Annotated in this window: 14 protein-coding genes; 5 read left to right on the top strand and 9 right to left on the bottom strand. The window is 73.4% G+C overall.

Annotation, left to right across the window (positions count from 1 at the left end; translation table 11 throughout):
* Positions 1-11: 11 nt before the first annotated feature.
* From ACZ7BZ_RS02395 to ACZ7BZ_RS02385, 3 genes are all read right to left on the bottom strand, one after another.
* Positions 12-1364 carry an MATE family efflux transporter gene (locus ACZ7BZ_RS02395; RefSeq protein ID WP_470356737.1) on the bottom strand — a complete coding sequence of 451 codons (1353 nt, stop codon included), beginning with the start codon at positions 1362-1364 and terminating at the stop codon, positions 12-14.
* A gap of 337 nt (positions 1365-1701) precedes the next feature.
* On the bottom strand, positions 1702-1977 hold the full coding sequence (locus tag ACZ7BZ_RS02390; RefSeq protein ID WP_470356805.1) for a DUF4265 domain-containing protein: 276 nt from the start codon (positions 1975-1977) through the stop codon (positions 1702-1704).
* Between the two features lie 100 nt (positions 1978-2077).
* The gene (locus tag ACZ7BZ_RS02385; RefSeq protein WP_470356736.1) at positions 2078-2305 is read right to left on the bottom strand and encodes a hypothetical protein; all 228 of its coding nucleotides are present in this window, start codon (positions 2303-2305) and stop codon (positions 2078-2080) included.
* A 218-nt stretch (positions 2306-2523) separates the two neighbouring features.
* Here ACZ7BZ_RS02385 and gndA point away from each other — a divergent pair, with 218 nt between their 5' ends.
* A complete protein-coding gene (gene gndA, locus ACZ7BZ_RS02380) occupies positions 2524-3975 on the top strand; it encodes an NADP-dependent phosphogluconate dehydrogenase (protein ID WP_470356735.1) in 1452 nt (483 codons plus the stop codon).
* Between the two features lie 49 nt (positions 3976-4024).
* Here the strand turns inward: gndA and ACZ7BZ_RS02375 are convergent, their stop codons facing one another.
* Entirely contained in the window at positions 4025-5011 is a 987-nt protein-coding gene (locus ACZ7BZ_RS02375; RefSeq protein WP_470356734.1) for an alpha/beta hydrolase, read from the bottom strand.
* Between the two features lie 27 nt (positions 5012-5038).
* Entirely contained in the window at positions 5039-5632 is a 594-nt protein-coding gene (locus ACZ7BZ_RS02370) for a TetR/AcrR family transcriptional regulator (RefSeq protein ID WP_470356733.1), read from the bottom strand.
* Positions 5633-5639: 7 nt separating this feature from the next.
* Here ACZ7BZ_RS02370 and ACZ7BZ_RS02365 point away from each other — a divergent pair, with 7 nt between their 5' ends.
* Entirely contained in the window at positions 5640-5822 is a 183-nt protein-coding gene (locus ACZ7BZ_RS02365; protein ID WP_470356732.1) for a hypothetical protein, read from the top strand.
* 50 nt (positions 5823-5872) lie between these two features.
* On the opposite strand, the gene cynS is transcribed toward ACZ7BZ_RS02365, so the two are convergent.
* Both cynS and ACZ7BZ_RS02355 read right to left on the bottom strand, forming a co-directional pair.
* The gene (cynS, locus tag ACZ7BZ_RS02360) at positions 5873-6340 is read right to left on the bottom strand and encodes a cyanase (protein ID WP_470356731.1); all 468 of its coding nucleotides are present in this window, start codon (positions 6338-6340) and stop codon (positions 5873-5875) included.
* Between the two features lie 113 nt (positions 6341-6453).
* Positions 6454-7044, bottom strand: coding sequence for a carbonic anhydrase (locus ACZ7BZ_RS02355; RefSeq protein WP_470356730.1), 591 nt, complete (start codon positions 7042-7044; stop codon positions 6454-6456).
* A 125-nt stretch (positions 7045-7169) separates the two neighbouring features.
* Here ACZ7BZ_RS02355 and cynR point away from each other — a divergent pair, with 125 nt between their 5' ends.
* Complete coding sequence (gene cynR, locus ACZ7BZ_RS02350; RefSeq protein WP_470356729.1) at positions 7170-8081, top strand: transcriptional regulator CynR; 912 nt, start codon at positions 7170-7172, stop codon at positions 8079-8081.
* Between the two features lie 59 nt (positions 8082-8140).
* Here the strand turns inward: cynR and ACZ7BZ_RS02345 are convergent, their stop codons facing one another.
* Complete coding sequence (locus ACZ7BZ_RS02345; protein ID WP_470356728.1) at positions 8141-9628, bottom strand: FAD-dependent monooxygenase; 1488 nt, start codon at positions 9626-9628, stop codon at positions 8141-8143.
* Positions 9629-9755: 127 nt separating this feature from the next.
* On the opposite strand from ACZ7BZ_RS02345, the gene ACZ7BZ_RS02340 reads away from it, so the two are divergent.
* Complete coding sequence (locus tag ACZ7BZ_RS02340; protein ID WP_470356727.1) at positions 9756-10727, top strand: Lrp/AsnC family transcriptional regulator; 972 nt, start codon at positions 9756-9758, stop codon at positions 10725-10727.
* 176 nt (positions 10728-10903) lie between these two features.
* Positions 10904-11653: a hypothetical protein gene (locus tag ACZ7BZ_RS02335; RefSeq protein WP_470356726.1), complete on the top strand. Its 750-nt coding sequence runs from the start codon at positions 10904-10906 to the stop codon at positions 11651-11653.
* Positions 11654-11806: 153 nt separating this feature from the next.
* On the opposite strand, the gene ACZ7BZ_RS02330 is transcribed toward ACZ7BZ_RS02335, so the two are convergent.
* Positions 11807-12493: a TetR/AcrR family transcriptional regulator gene (locus ACZ7BZ_RS02330; RefSeq protein WP_470356725.1), complete on the bottom strand. Its 687-nt coding sequence runs from the start codon at positions 12491-12493 to the stop codon at positions 11807-11809.
* Positions 12494-12623: the final 130 nt, after the last annotated feature.

Below are 12623 nucleotides of genomic sequence, written 5' to 3'. Positions count from 1 at the left end.
TCCGCTGTGACTCAGCCGGTCGTGGCAGCTGTCCGGGCACTGCCCTCGGCTGACAGTTTCCGGATGTGCCGTACGGCGACGAGCGGCACACTCACGCCGATCAGATTGCAGTACGCCACCGCTTCGTAGAAGCCGTCCGCGCTGCCGGCGGCGTGTGCCGCAGCGGCGCTGACCGCGACGATCAGGCCGAAGTAGACGGCGTTGAGCACGATGGCCCGGAAGCCGCCGCCGGTCTCCTCCATGACGGTCAGCGAGGTGAGCACGGGGCCCTGGACGGCGTAGGTGAGCGCCACGGCGCCCAGATAGCTGCCGGCGGCTGCGGCCACCCCGACGTCGCCGCTGATCAGCCGCGCCAGAGGCTCGTGCACCAGCCACACCAGTACCGCGATCGCCACGTAGACCATGACGGTGACCTCGATGCCGCCACGCATCAGCCCACGCATGCGCTGCCAGTCGCCTTTCCCGCGCAACTGGTTGATGGTGATCGCCGTGGCCGTGCCCAGGACCATGCCCGGCAGCAGCACCACGTTCTGCAGGGTGGACACCACCGTGAACCCGGCCACGGCGTCCTGCCCGTAGCCCCCGAGGACGCCGACGACCGCGACGTTGTACGCGGAGATCAGCAGGAGCGACATGGCGATGGGCACGCCGATGCGGCGCAGGCCGGTGAGGACTTCGCGCCGCCAGATCAGGACGGCCGGCGGATGCCACAGCTCGGTGCGGCGCAGCAGCACCACGCCCATGGTCAGGCCGGTCACAGCCGCTGCCGCGTCGGCGACGGGCACCGCCGCGATTCCGACGCCGGTGCCGAGCCCGAGGCCGGCCACGAGGCCGATCCGCACGCTCGCCGTACAGACGACCAGAAGGGTGGCGTGCCGCACGTACCCGTAGCCGCGCAGGCAGGACGCGCAGAGCTCCGTCCCGACGCCCAGCAGATCGGCGGCGCTGGTCCAGCGCAGGAAGGAGACGAAGGTGTCCCGGTGCTCGGCGTCCACGTGGAAGAGACCGGTCAGCAGGGGAGCCGCGATCGCGAGGACCAGGTACAGGGCCGCGCCGAGCCCGAGCCAGACCCTGGCCAGGCTCGCGGCGTTCGTCATCACGTCCCGGGGACGCCCGGCCCCCTTGCTGATCGCGGCGGCGACCTGGTTGGAGACCCCGAAGCCCACGGTCACGGCGATGACGACGAGGCCGACCGGCTGATACAGGGAGCGAATGTAAATGGCGTCGCCCCCCATTCGCCCCAGAAGAGCGACGATGCCGAGCTGGACAGCGAAATTGAGGGACTCGGCCACAAGAAGCGGAACAGCGAGGCCCGATATGGTGCGCCACACGTCCCTTCCTTCATGCGTGGCCAGGGAAAACATACAAACCTCCGGGAGTGTGACGGCTGGGCGTGACGGGGGAAGAGTCGCGGGACGCTATCGACATTCACCGACGAATGTCCACGGAGGCCGGCCGGTTCAGGCCGCTGCCGTGTCGAACCGGCACAGGCTCGGGCATCCCGGCGAGGGTCGCAGTCGGCGAGGGCAACCCTCCGGCCGATCGACTGAGCCAAGAGACCATGTCACCCCAGTCGAGTCACAACATCAGTCCGACTTCGCTGTCCCAAACCGACCGCACAGTGATCCATCTTGGACGGCACGACTGGCCGAACGTCGAGCTGAATGAGGCCAGGCAGATGCTCCGGGCTGTGCAGTCAGGTCAGCACGCGGCGACGTTGTCCGAGATCGAGCAGCTTGCTCGGAGACTGCGCGCGGCAGGTGTTGATGCCCGGGCTCTCCGCGACTGAAGCTCCTCGTCGTTTGGTGGCGGACGGTCAGGCCTCCACCAAGCGTCGTTGCCGCACTCGACCTCGAAGTGCCACCAGCCTTCCTCCTTGCCGCGGTTCAGGAGCTTCTTGATCCCGGAGAAGTCGGCGTTGGCCGGAACGCTGAAGGCGACCATCGGGAACTCTTCGCTGAAGTACTTGCGCCGCAGGTTGCCGGCCGCGCTGGCCGACCGCGCTGGCCGACCGCGCTGGCCGACACCTCGTGGCCGGCGGCCGCCAGTTCGGCGGCCTTCGCCCGCTGCCGGGCCGTCAGCGAGTGCTCGGCCCGAACCCCGGACGCGGCCCGGCGTCCGCGTCGGCCTCCGGACGGCGGCCGTGCAGGACTTCGAGGATGTGGCCCTCCCACCACAACGCCTTCTCGACTGTCTGGGGAGGGAAGGTCTCCAGCCTCGACTGGACCGGCAGCGGTGCGCGGGCCGGCAGGTCGACCACGGCGAAGTCCGGATCGCCCGTCAGCTCCGCGACCGGCACCTCCACGGGGCGGCACCGCCTGCGGCACCGCGGAGCGGGACGGCGCGCACCCCCGAACGGGCTAACTCCCCGGGCGCCACGCACCGCCCGGCGGCGATCCTGTAGTCCGACCGCCCCGGGCGGTATTTCCATGCGCGGTGCGAGGCACGAGACTCGAGGCCCGTGAGACGCGGTGAGGAGCCCGCGGGCTCTCCGGAAGCTCCGAGGAAGGAAGCAATCAGGTCATGGACGCATCCGCACAGATCGGCGTGACGGGGCTGGCGGTCATGGGCCGCAACCTGGCTCGGAACTTCGCCCGCAACGGCTACACGGTCGCGGTGCACAACCGCACCCCGGCCCGGACCCGGGCCCTGGTCGAGGAGTTCGGCCACGAGGGCCGGTTCGTCCCGGCGGAGTCGCCGCAGGACTTCGTGGCCGCGCTGGAGCGTCCGCGCCGGCTGCTGATCATGGTGAAGGCCGGCGGGCCCACCGACGAGGTGATCGAGGAATTCGCCCCGCTGCTGGAACCGGGCGACATGATCATCGACGGCGGCAACGCCCACTTCGCCGACACCCGGCGCCGCGAGAGGTCGCTGCGCGAGCGCGGCATCCACTTCGTCGGCAGCGGCGTCTCGGGCGGCGAGGAGGGTGCTCTGCTCGGCCCCTCGGTCATGCCCGGCGGCTCCGCCGAGTCCTACACCGTGCTCGGCCCGATGCTGGAGAAGATCAGCGCCCACGTGGACGGCGAGCCGTGCTGCACCCACATCGGCACCGACGGCGCCGGGCACTTCGTGAAGATGGTGCACAACGGCATCGAGTACGCCGACATGCAGCTCATCGCCGAGGCCTACCACCTGCTGCGGGAGGTCGGCGGCTACGCCCCCGCCGAGATCGCCGAGATCTTCAGGCACTGGAACCAGGGGCGCCTGGACTCGTACCTGATCGAGATCACCGCCGAGGTCCTCGCCCACACCGACGCCGACACCGGCAAGCCCTTCGTCGACATCGTCCAGGACGCCGCGGAGCAGAAGGGCACCGGACGCTGGACCGTGCAGACCGCCCTGGACCTCGGCTCCCCGGTCACCGCCATCGCCCAGGCCACCTTCGCCCGGGTCGCCTCCTCCCGGGCCGAGCTGCGCGCCGCCTACCGCCCGCTGCCCGGCGGCACCGTGCACGAGATGCGCCCGCACGAGGCCGACCGCTTCACCCGGGACGTCGAGCAGGCCCTGTACGCGTCGAAGGTCATCGCCTACGACCAGGGCTGGACCATGATCCGCGACGCGGCGGCCGAGTACGGCTGGGACATCGACCTCGGCGCGGTGGCGAAGATCTGGCGCGGCGGCTGCATCATCCGGGCCGCCTTCCTCGACCGGATCCGGGCCGCCCACGCCGACAACCCGGACCTCGTCAGCCTGCTCGCCGAGAAGCAGTTCGCCACCGAGATCGCCGACGCCCAGGCGGCCTGGCGCACGGTCGTCGCCGGGGCCGCCCAGCACGGCATCCCGGTGCCGGCCTTCTCCGCCGCCCTCGCCTACTACGACACCCTGCGCAGCGAGCACCTGCCCGCCGCCCTGGTCCAGGGGCAGCGCGACTTCTTCGGCGCCCACACCTACCGCCGCACCGACCGGCCGGGCAGCTACCACACCCGCTGGGCCGAGCCCGACCGCCCCGAGGAGCGGACGGACACCGGGGCGTAGCCGGGCAGCGGGTGCAGCCGGACAGCGGGGCGTCGGCGAGCCCGGGGTTTCAGCCCCGGAGGACGCGCCGCAGCCAACGGGTGCGGGCCTCCTCGGCGTCCCGGGCGACGGCCGCCTCCGGGGCGAGGGTGTCGAACCCGTGGCAGGCGCCGGGCCACACATGCAGTTCGGCCCGGCCGCCCGCCTGCCAGATCGCGTTGGCGAAGCCGACGCCCTCGTCCCGGAAGGTCTCGGCGGAGCCCACGTCGAGGTACGTGGCGGGCAGCCCGGACAGGTCGGTGGCACGGGCCGGGGCCGCGTAGGGCGGGAGGTCGGCGGCGCCGTACCGGTCGCCCAGCACGGCCTGCCAGGCGGTGGCGTTGGAGGCGCGGTCCCAGGTGTCGTGGCCGACCATCTGGTGACTGGAGAAGGTGTCGCCCCGGTCGTCGAGCATCGGGCTCAGCAGCAGCTGGCCGATCGCCGCCGGGCCGCCGCGGTCCCGGGCGAGCAGGGCCAGCGCCGCGGCGAGCCCGCCGCCGGCGCTCTTGCCGCCGATGACCAGGCGCCGGGCGTCCACGCCCAGCTCCTCCGCGTGCTCGGCCGCCCAGCCGAGCCCGGCGTAGCAGTCCTCGATCGCCCCCGGGAAGCGGGTTCCCGGTGCCAGCCGGTACTCCACGGACACCACCGCCAGCCCCAGCGGCAGCGCCCAGGAGCGCAGCAGCCGCGGCAGGACGGACCACGCGTTGCCCGTCACCATCCCGCCGCCGTGCAGGTAGTACAGCAGCGGCAGCGGCTCGCGGACGCCCGCGGGGCGGGCACTGACCAGGGTGACATCACCCTCCGGCCCCGGCACCCGCAGCTCCGTCACCTCGAACCGGCCGCCGTCCCGCAGCCGCTCCGACGTCGGCCGGGGACGGGCGGACGCGTCCCGCCGCTGCCAGGCCGCCAGGCCCTCCGGGGTCAGCACTTCCCGCGCCCGCCCACCGGCGGCCTCCACCGCCGTCCGCACCTGCGGATCCAGCGGCGGCACCCGCCGGACTGCCGAACCGTCCGTCATCGCCACTCCCCCTCGCTCGAGCTGCCGTCAGTTCGTCGTTCGCAGAGCGCGTTCGAGGAGCACCTCCGCCGCCGCTCGCGCGTGCCGGCCGTAGTCCGCCTCGCCGAGCACCATGGCACGGCTGGCCGCCCCGTCCGCGAGGGTCACCAGCTGTTCGGCGAGGGCCGCGGGCTCCCGGCAGCCGAGCTCCTCGACCAGCGCGGTGACCAGCGGGACCATCCTCAGCTTCTGCTCCCGGGCGTAGGAGTGGACGCTGCTCCGCGGGTCCGGGAACTCCGCGGCGGCGTCGATGAACGGGCATCCGCGCACCGGTCCGGCGGGTGCGGCGGGGAGGTCGAACAGCCCGAGGATCCGCTCCCGCGGCGGGAGGTCCGCGCGGTTCAGCACGCCCTCCACGGTGGCGCCGGACGCCACGAGGTCCTCCAGGTGGGCGATCACCAGCTCCCCCTTGGTCCGGAAGTGCGCGTAGAGCGTGCGCTTGGAGACCGGCGCCTCCTCCGCGACCTGTTCCATCCCGGTCGCGTTGATCCCCTGGGCCGCGAACAGCCGGGCCGCGGCGGCCAGGATGCGTTCCCGGCCCCCGCGCCCGCGCGGTCGAGGGTGCGCAGTCGTCGTACGCATGTGCCGAGTGTACGTATCCGTTTACTTCGGCGGTGTTGGTCTGGGCGACCTTGTCGGCGCTCTCGGTGAGGATCCGGCCGTCCTTGACGATGACGGTCGCGAACGGGCGGCCGCCCTCGGCGACGTTCTGGCGGGCGATGTCGATGGCGCGCTGGGCGAAGTCCGCGGTGGCCTCTTCCCGATCGGGTGAGGGGGAGGTGGGGCGGGCGGCGGCCCGCCCCACCGATGAGCAGGCGTGGGTCAGAACGGCTTGGTCGGCAGGTACTTGCCGTCCAGGGTGATGACGGCGCGCTCGCCGCCCTCGGGGTCGGCGACCTTCTTCACGTCCAGCTTGAAGTTGATCGCGGAGATGATGCCGTCGCCGAACTCCTCGTGGACGAGGGCCTTGAGGGTGGTCCCGTAGACCTGGAGCATCTCGTGGAAGCGGTAGATGGTCGGGTCGGTGGGGATGCCGCCGGGGATCGAGCCTCGGGTGGGGATGGTCTGCAGCAGCACCGCGTCCTCGTCCAGGCCGAGCAGCCCGGCGACGGCCTCGGCGGAGGTCTTCGGCAGGGCGTGCTGGCCGAGGAGGGCTGCGGTGGTGAAGGCCACCGACAGGCCGGAGACGTCGGCGATCTGCTGCCACGTGAGGTCCTTGCGGGTCTTGGCATCGACGGCGGCGACGGCGAGCGCCTGGCGGGCGGTGGGGTCGAACTGGGCGTGCACCATGAGGGGCTCCTTCGGGTGGTGGGCGCTTCGCGGTGGTGCGGAGCGCGCGGGTCGAGGGGTTCCGGTCCGCGCGAACGGGGCGGCCCGGGGCTGGGGGGCTGGGGGCCCGGGAGTCAGGCCGCGAGCGCGGCCCGGTCGGCGGCGGTGAGGTCCTCGACGCGCCCGGTGGCGATGTCGAAGACCCAGCCGCGCAGGGCGACCGTCCGCTCGGCCAGGGCGCGGGCGACGGCGGGGTGGGTGGCCAGGTTCGCCAGCTGGGCGAGCACGTTGTGCCGCACCAGGGTGGGGACGTCCCCGGCGGTGGCGGTCCGCGCCACCGAGGCGTCGGCGAGCCGCAGCCAGTCGGCGACGGCCGGGGCGCCGCTGAGGTCGTGGCCGTGGGCGAGGGCGGTCATCGCCCCGCAGGCGGAGTGCCCGCAGACGACGATGTCCCGAACGCCCAAGGCGGCGACGGCGTACTCGATGCTGGCGGTGACCCCGTCGGCGCCGGGGGTGTACGCGGGCACCAGATTGCCGGCGGTGCGGATGACGAACAGCTCGCCCGGCTCCGACCCGGTGATCAGCTCCGGTACGACGCGGGCGTCTGAGCAGCCGATGAACAGGGTGTGCGGGCTGTGGTGGGCGGCCAGGTGGGCGAAGAGCTCTTCCTTGGCGGGGAAGACGTCCCGCTGGAAGTGCGCGATGCCCTCGGCGAAGTCACGCATGGAATCACTCCCTCTCGTGGCGCCGGGCCGGTGGGGCCTGGCGAGATCTACTGTGCATGACCTGCTGCTATAGCGTCCAAGAGCTGCTACCGATGGCATCCATCGATGCGGTCTATAGTTCGCCCATGGCCCTGGAACTGCGCCACCTGCGCTACCTGCTCGCCGTGGCCGACCACGGCAACTTCACCCGCGCCGCCGAGGAGCTGCACATCTCCCAGCCCACGCTGTCCCAGCAGATCAAGCAGCTCGAACGGACCCTGGGCACCCAACTGCTGGACCGCACCGGACGCACCGTGCGCCTCACCGACGCCGGCCAGGCGTACGCCCACCACGCCCGCGGCGCGCTACGGGACCTCGCCGCTGCCGAACGCGCCGTCCACGACGTCCAGGACCTCTCGCGCGGGCAGCTGCGCCTGGGCGTCACCCCCACCTTCACGGCCTACCTCGTCGGCCCGCTCGCCGCCGGACTCCACACCCGGCACCCCGGCATCGGCCTGACCGTGCGGGAGAGCAGCCAGGACGGCATCGAAGCCGGCCTGCTCACCGACGAGTTCGACCTCGGCATCGCCTTCCGGGGGCCGCACCTGCCCGGTGTCACCGGCACCGACCTGTTCACCGAGACCCTCACCCTGGTCACCGGCGTCGACACGCTTCCGGCGGACCCGCTTCCCGATCCGCTCCCCCTGCGGGACCTCGGCGACCGCCGACTCGCCCTGCTCAGCGGCGACTTCGCCACCCGGGGGCACATCGACGCCTACTTCGCCCAGCACCGCGTCAGCCCGCGCATCGCCGTCGAGGCCAACTCCGTCCAGGCCCTCACCGAGGTCGTCCAGCGCACCCCGCTCGCCACCGTGCTGCCGGACGCCGTCACCCACGACCACCCTCGGCTCGCCCGGATCCCGCTCGACCCGCCGCTCCCCACCCGCACCGTCACCCTGCTGCACCGCTCCGACGCCTACCGCAGCGCCGCCACCCGCGCCTTCACCGACCTCGTCCACGACCTGGTCCGAACCCGCGGATACCCGCCGGCCGCCTGAACAGCGGACGGCCGGCGGGCCCGACCCCCGTTCAGCCGGCCGGCAAGCCCCACCCGCGCTCAGCCGCCCGCCGGCGCGCCGAACCAGCGGGCCAGGGCCGGCCGCAGGGTCGCCGGGGTGCCCACCCAGCACACGTGGCCGTCCGGGCGGATCAGCATCGGCTCGACGGGCGCGCCCCGCCCGGCCCGGTCCACCCGGTCCGACCAGGGGGCAGCGGCCCCGGCGAGGGTGTCCTCGGGGTCGAGCAGCACGCCGCGCCCGGACCGCAGCAGCTCGTGCACCCGGACCGCACCGAGGTCGGCGTCCGGAACGGGCCGCCCGAGGAGCGGATGGGCGCCGGTGTCCGGCATCGGGTAGCGGATGGCCGTCCCGGACATCACGGTGTCCAGGTGCCGCCGTGCGTCCGGCAGTTCGAGCAGCTCGACGAAGACCTCCCGGGTGGCCAGCACCTCAGGGTCACGGGTGCCCACCCAGTCCATCAGCAGGCTCTGCGCCTGGACGTTGCGCAGCGCCAACGTCCCGGCCAGGTGGCGCTCGGTGTGGTAGCTGTCGAGCAGCCCCTCCGGTGCCCAGCCCCGGACCGCGGCGCCGAGCTTCCAGCCGAGGTTGAAGGCGTCCTGCATCCCGCCGTTCATGCCCTGGGCGCCGAGCGGGAGGTGCACATGGGCGGCGTCGCCGGCCAGGAACACCCGCCCGTGCCGGTACTCGGCGGCCTGCCGGGCCGCGTTGGTGATCCGGCGGGCGTAGCAGAGTTCGAGCAGCTGCACCCGCTCGCCGAACACGGCGCGCAGACCGTCCCGGATCTCGTCCTCGGTGATCGGCACGTCCCTGGGCAGCGACCGGCCCGGTCCGCCCATGGCGAGGCGGCGCAGCGGCCGGCCCCGGCCGTCGGTGCCGAGCGGGAACACCCCCGCCCAGGCACCGTCGGCGCTGTGGTGGTGGGTCGGCAGGCCGTCAGCCCCGCTCAGCCGCACATCGGCGGCGATGGTGGTCAAGGTGCCTGCCCGGCCCGGGAATTCAGCCTTCAGCAGGGTCCGCACCGTGCTGTGAGCGCCGTCGGCGGCGACCAGGTACCGGGCGCGGACGACACGGCCGTCGGCGAAGGTCGCGGTGACGGCGTCCTCGTCCTGGGCGAGGCCGACCAGTTCGTGGTCGCGCCGGACGTGGAGGCCCTGAGCGGCGAGGTGCCGTTCGAGGAAGGCCTCCAGTTCGGCCTGGGGGACGGAGCGCCAGGGCTGCCGGGGGCGGAAGGCGGTCCGGCCGTCCTCGGCACCGGGGGTCGGGACGGGCGCCAGCGGGATGCCCGCGAAGTGACTGCCGCCGACCGGGTGCTCCCCGGTGGCCAGCAGCGGCGCCAGCAGGCCGCGCTGGTCGAGCGCCTCCAGTGTGCGGGTCTGCACGCCGCCCGCCCGGGACAGGGTGCTGCGCCCCGGCAGCCGGTCGGCCAGTACCGTCCTCACCCCCGCCAGCAGCAGTTCACCGGCCGCCGTCATCCCGGTGGGGCCAGCGCCGACCACGAGTACGTCGGTGTCGGTGTCGGTGTCCATGGTTCCTCCCTGGTTCGGTCGGTCGGCTGATCCCGCCGACCGGGGACAACGCTCCGTCCGCCGAGGGGTGTTGAGCCAGTAACGAGCGCGCTGGTGCCGGTATCCGACACCGACTACCCTCGGCACGGTGGAATCCGACTACGACGAGCTGGACCGCCGTCTCGTCCACGCCCTGCAGATCGACGGCAGGGCCCCGTTCAGCACGATCGCCGCCGCCCTCGGGGTGTCGGACCGCACCATCGCCCGCCGTTACGCCGCACTGCGTTCCACCGGCGCGCTGCGGGTGCTCGGCGGCGTCGACCCGACCGCGCTCGGCGCGGTGCTCTGGCTGCTGAGGGTGCGCTGCGCGCCCAACGCCTCGATCGCGGTCGCCGAGGCGCTCGCCCGACGCCCCGACACCTCCTGGGTGAGCCTCTCCTCCGGCGGCACGGAGATCACCTGCAGCGTCCGCACCGAGACCGACGCCGACAGCGAGGCCCTGCTGCTGGCCCGGCTCCCCCGCACCCCGCGCGTCGAGGGCGTGAGCGCCCACTCCGTCCTGCACTCCTTCTACGGCGGGCCGGACAACCTGATCGCCAAACTCGGCCCGCTGGACGCGACGACCGTCGAGGCGCTGCGCCCGCCCCCGCTGCCGCACCGCCCCGGCCCGGTACGGCTCGACGACGGCGACCGCCGACTGCTCGCCGCCCTGGCCGCCGACGGCCGCGCCGGCTTCGAGCAACTGGCCACGGTGACCGGCTGGTCGCCCACGACCGTCCGGCGCCGGATGACCGAGCTGCGCGAACACGGCGTGCTCTACCTGGACCTCGACTGCGACCCGCGCCTGCTCGGCATCGGCATCGGCAGCCGGACCCTGCTGTGGCTCTCGGTCGCGCCCCCGCACCTGGCGGAGGCCGGCGAAACCCTGGCCGGGCACCCCGAAGTCGCCTTCGCCTGCGCCACCACCGGCCCGACCAACCTCTACGCCAGCGTGCTCTGCGCCGACCAGCGGGCCCTGTACCGCTACCTCACCACCCGGGTCGCCGCGTTGCCGGCCGTCACCCACGTCGAGACGGCGCCGGTGATCCGGACGCTCAAGCAGGCCGCGAACCGGGTGTAGCCGCCGTCCCCGTCCGGGGCCACAGCGGCGTCACCGCATGCCGAGGCCGTCGGCCGGACACCCGGATGCCGAGTGCCCGGACACCCGCGAAACGGCTGCAACCGGAGGCTGCGCGGCGGCGTCCACCCGGATACGAACGGTCGCCCGACTGTCGTACCACCGGGGGGACTTCACACATGCCGATCAACGACGCCGTACCCGCGCCAGCGCCGCACGGCGCCCTGACGCCCTGTCCGAGCTGCGCACTCACCGACCAGGTCCGCAGCGTGCCGGCCGTCCACCTGGACGAGCGGCGGAAGGTCACCGTACGCAGCTCCGGCCGCGACGGCCGCGCCGAGACCCGTGAGGAGGTCTCCGCCCTCGGCCGCGCCCTGGCGCCCGCGCCGCCGACCTTCACCACGGCGTTCCAAACGCTGCTGGTCCTGGGCGTCCTGACGCTGTTCGGGACGGTCGCCACCTTCACCGCGGGCATGTCGGACCGCAACGCGTCCGTCCACCACGAGCCCGACCTCTCGCCGCCGGACTGGGTGACCAAGCACCCGGGGTTCCCGAACGACCTGCCCACCGAGCTCCCGGGCTTCGGCCCCGGGCCCGCCCCCGCCTCCCCGGCCACGCACTCGGCGGCCCCGCTCGCCGAGGCGACCGGAACGCCGACCATGCTCCTGGTGTCGTACCTGCTCCTGGCGGTCACGATCGCCCTGGGGGCGGGCGCGATCGCCCTGTTCCGCGCCCGGCGCCGGCACCTGGCGGGCCGGCCGCAGGCCGAGCGGCTCTGGAACCAGGCCTGGTACTGCGCCCGTTGCGGCAGCGCGTACTTCCCGCCCACCGCCGGCCAGGGCACCGGCGCGCTCGGCCTCGCGGACTTCCGCCGCAGCGTCTGGACGGCGGGCGGCTACGGCGACCTCGCCGACCGGTACCGGCCGTAGCCGCTCCCGGCCGCTGGAGCCGGGCGCCGCGAAACCGCCGCCGCCCACCCCGACCTCGTCGGCGGGCTCGACCTCGTCGAGGCCGGGCCCGCCGGGGCGCACCAGGTGCCGTCGACGCGCCCGACGGTCCGGTACGTCAGGGGATCCGGTACGTCAGGGGGGCGGGCACCTCAGGGGATCGGGTACGTCAGCGGATCCGGCCTCGATGTGGGCGAGTTGGGCGGCGAGGATCTCCTCGAAGGCGGTGCGGCGGTCCGCGCCGAGGGGTCGGATGTCGCGGGCGAAGTGGGCCAGGGCCGGGAAGTGTTCGGGGTCGGCGCCTAGTACGGCGACGCGGAACTGCTCCATGCCCTGCTGGTACTCCTCGGGGGTGATGGTGCTGATGCCGCCCTCGGAGGAGATCAGCGCGGCGAGCAGGACCACCAGGCGGTGGTAGCACTCCGGGATCTCCCGGTCGGGCAGGCCGGAGGTGCGCAGGGCCTGGAGCAACTCCTCCATGACCAGCCGGGATCCGGTACCGCCGGAGCCGTAGCGCCCCCAGATCGCGGCGAGTTGGGGCTGCTCACCGAAGGTCTCCCGCAGGCGCAGGGCCAGGGCGGTGACGCGTTGCTTCCAGTCGCCCTCGGGGCGGTGGCCGTCCATGGTGGCCAGCAGGACCCGGTCCGCGACCGCGCGCAGCAGTTCGGTCTTGTTGCGGAAGTGCCGGTAGAGGCTGGAGGAGTCGGTCCCCAGGGCCGCGGCGAGCTTGCGCACGCTGAACGACTCGGCGTCACCCGCGCGCAGCAGCGTGGCCGCGGTGTCCAGGATCTCTTCGGTCGACCATCGCCTGCGGCCGGTCATCTCGTCCCTCTCGTCTCTCGTCTCGTTCTCCCGCCCCGTCTCCTGTCCGGGCTGAGCCTAACGTATGCACTTGGCGTTGCACGCGGTGCGTGCATAATGAGGGCATCGCGTCCGTCCGACCGTGACGACA

The sequence above is a fragment of the Kitasatospora sp. NPDC036934 genome, assembly GCF_055608425.1.
Note: the sequence above shows the minus strand (reverse complement) of the source record. Positions and strands in the feature narration are given on the sequence as shown.

What these genes read in the sequence shown, in the direction of transcription:
- ACZ7BZ_RS02395 (WP_470356737.1), bottom strand. Translation starts at nt 1,364, where the DNA reads ATGTTTTCCCTGGCCACGCATGAAGGAAGGGACGTGTGGCGCACCATA.
- gndA (WP_470356735.1), top strand. Translation starts at nt 2,524, where the DNA reads ATGGACGCATCCGCACAGATCGGCGTGACGGGGCTGGCGGTCATGGGC.
- ACZ7BZ_RS02375 (WP_470356734.1), bottom strand. Translation starts at nt 5,011, where the DNA reads ATGACGGACGGTTCGGCAGTCCGGCGGGTGCCGCCGCTGGATCCGCAG.
- ACZ7BZ_RS02370 (WP_470356733.1), bottom strand. Translation starts at nt 5,632, where the DNA reads ATGCGTACGACGACTGCGCACCCTCGACCGCGCGGGCGCGGGGGCCGG.
- cynS (WP_470356731.1), bottom strand. Translation starts at nt 6,340, where the DNA reads ATGGTGCACGCCCAGTTCGACCCCACCGCCCGCCAGGCGCTCGCCGTC.
- ACZ7BZ_RS02355 (WP_470356730.1), bottom strand. Translation starts at nt 7,044, where the DNA reads ATGCGTGACTTCGCCGAGGGCATCGCGCACTTCCAGCGGGACGTCTTC.
- cynR (WP_470356729.1), top strand. Translation starts at nt 7,170, where the DNA reads ATGGCCCTGGAACTGCGCCACCTGCGCTACCTGCTCGCCGTGGCCGAC.
- ACZ7BZ_RS02345 (WP_470356728.1), bottom strand. Translation starts at nt 9,628, where the DNA reads ATGGACACCGACACCGACACCGACGTACTCGTGGTCGGCGCTGGCCCC.
- ACZ7BZ_RS02335 (WP_470356726.1), top strand. Translation starts at nt 10,904, where the DNA reads ATGCCGATCAACGACGCCGTACCCGCGCCAGCGCCGCACGGCGCCCTG.
- ACZ7BZ_RS02330 (WP_470356725.1), bottom strand. Translation starts at nt 12,493, where the DNA reads ATGACCGGCCGCAGGCGATGGTCGACCGAAGAGATCCTGGACACCGCG.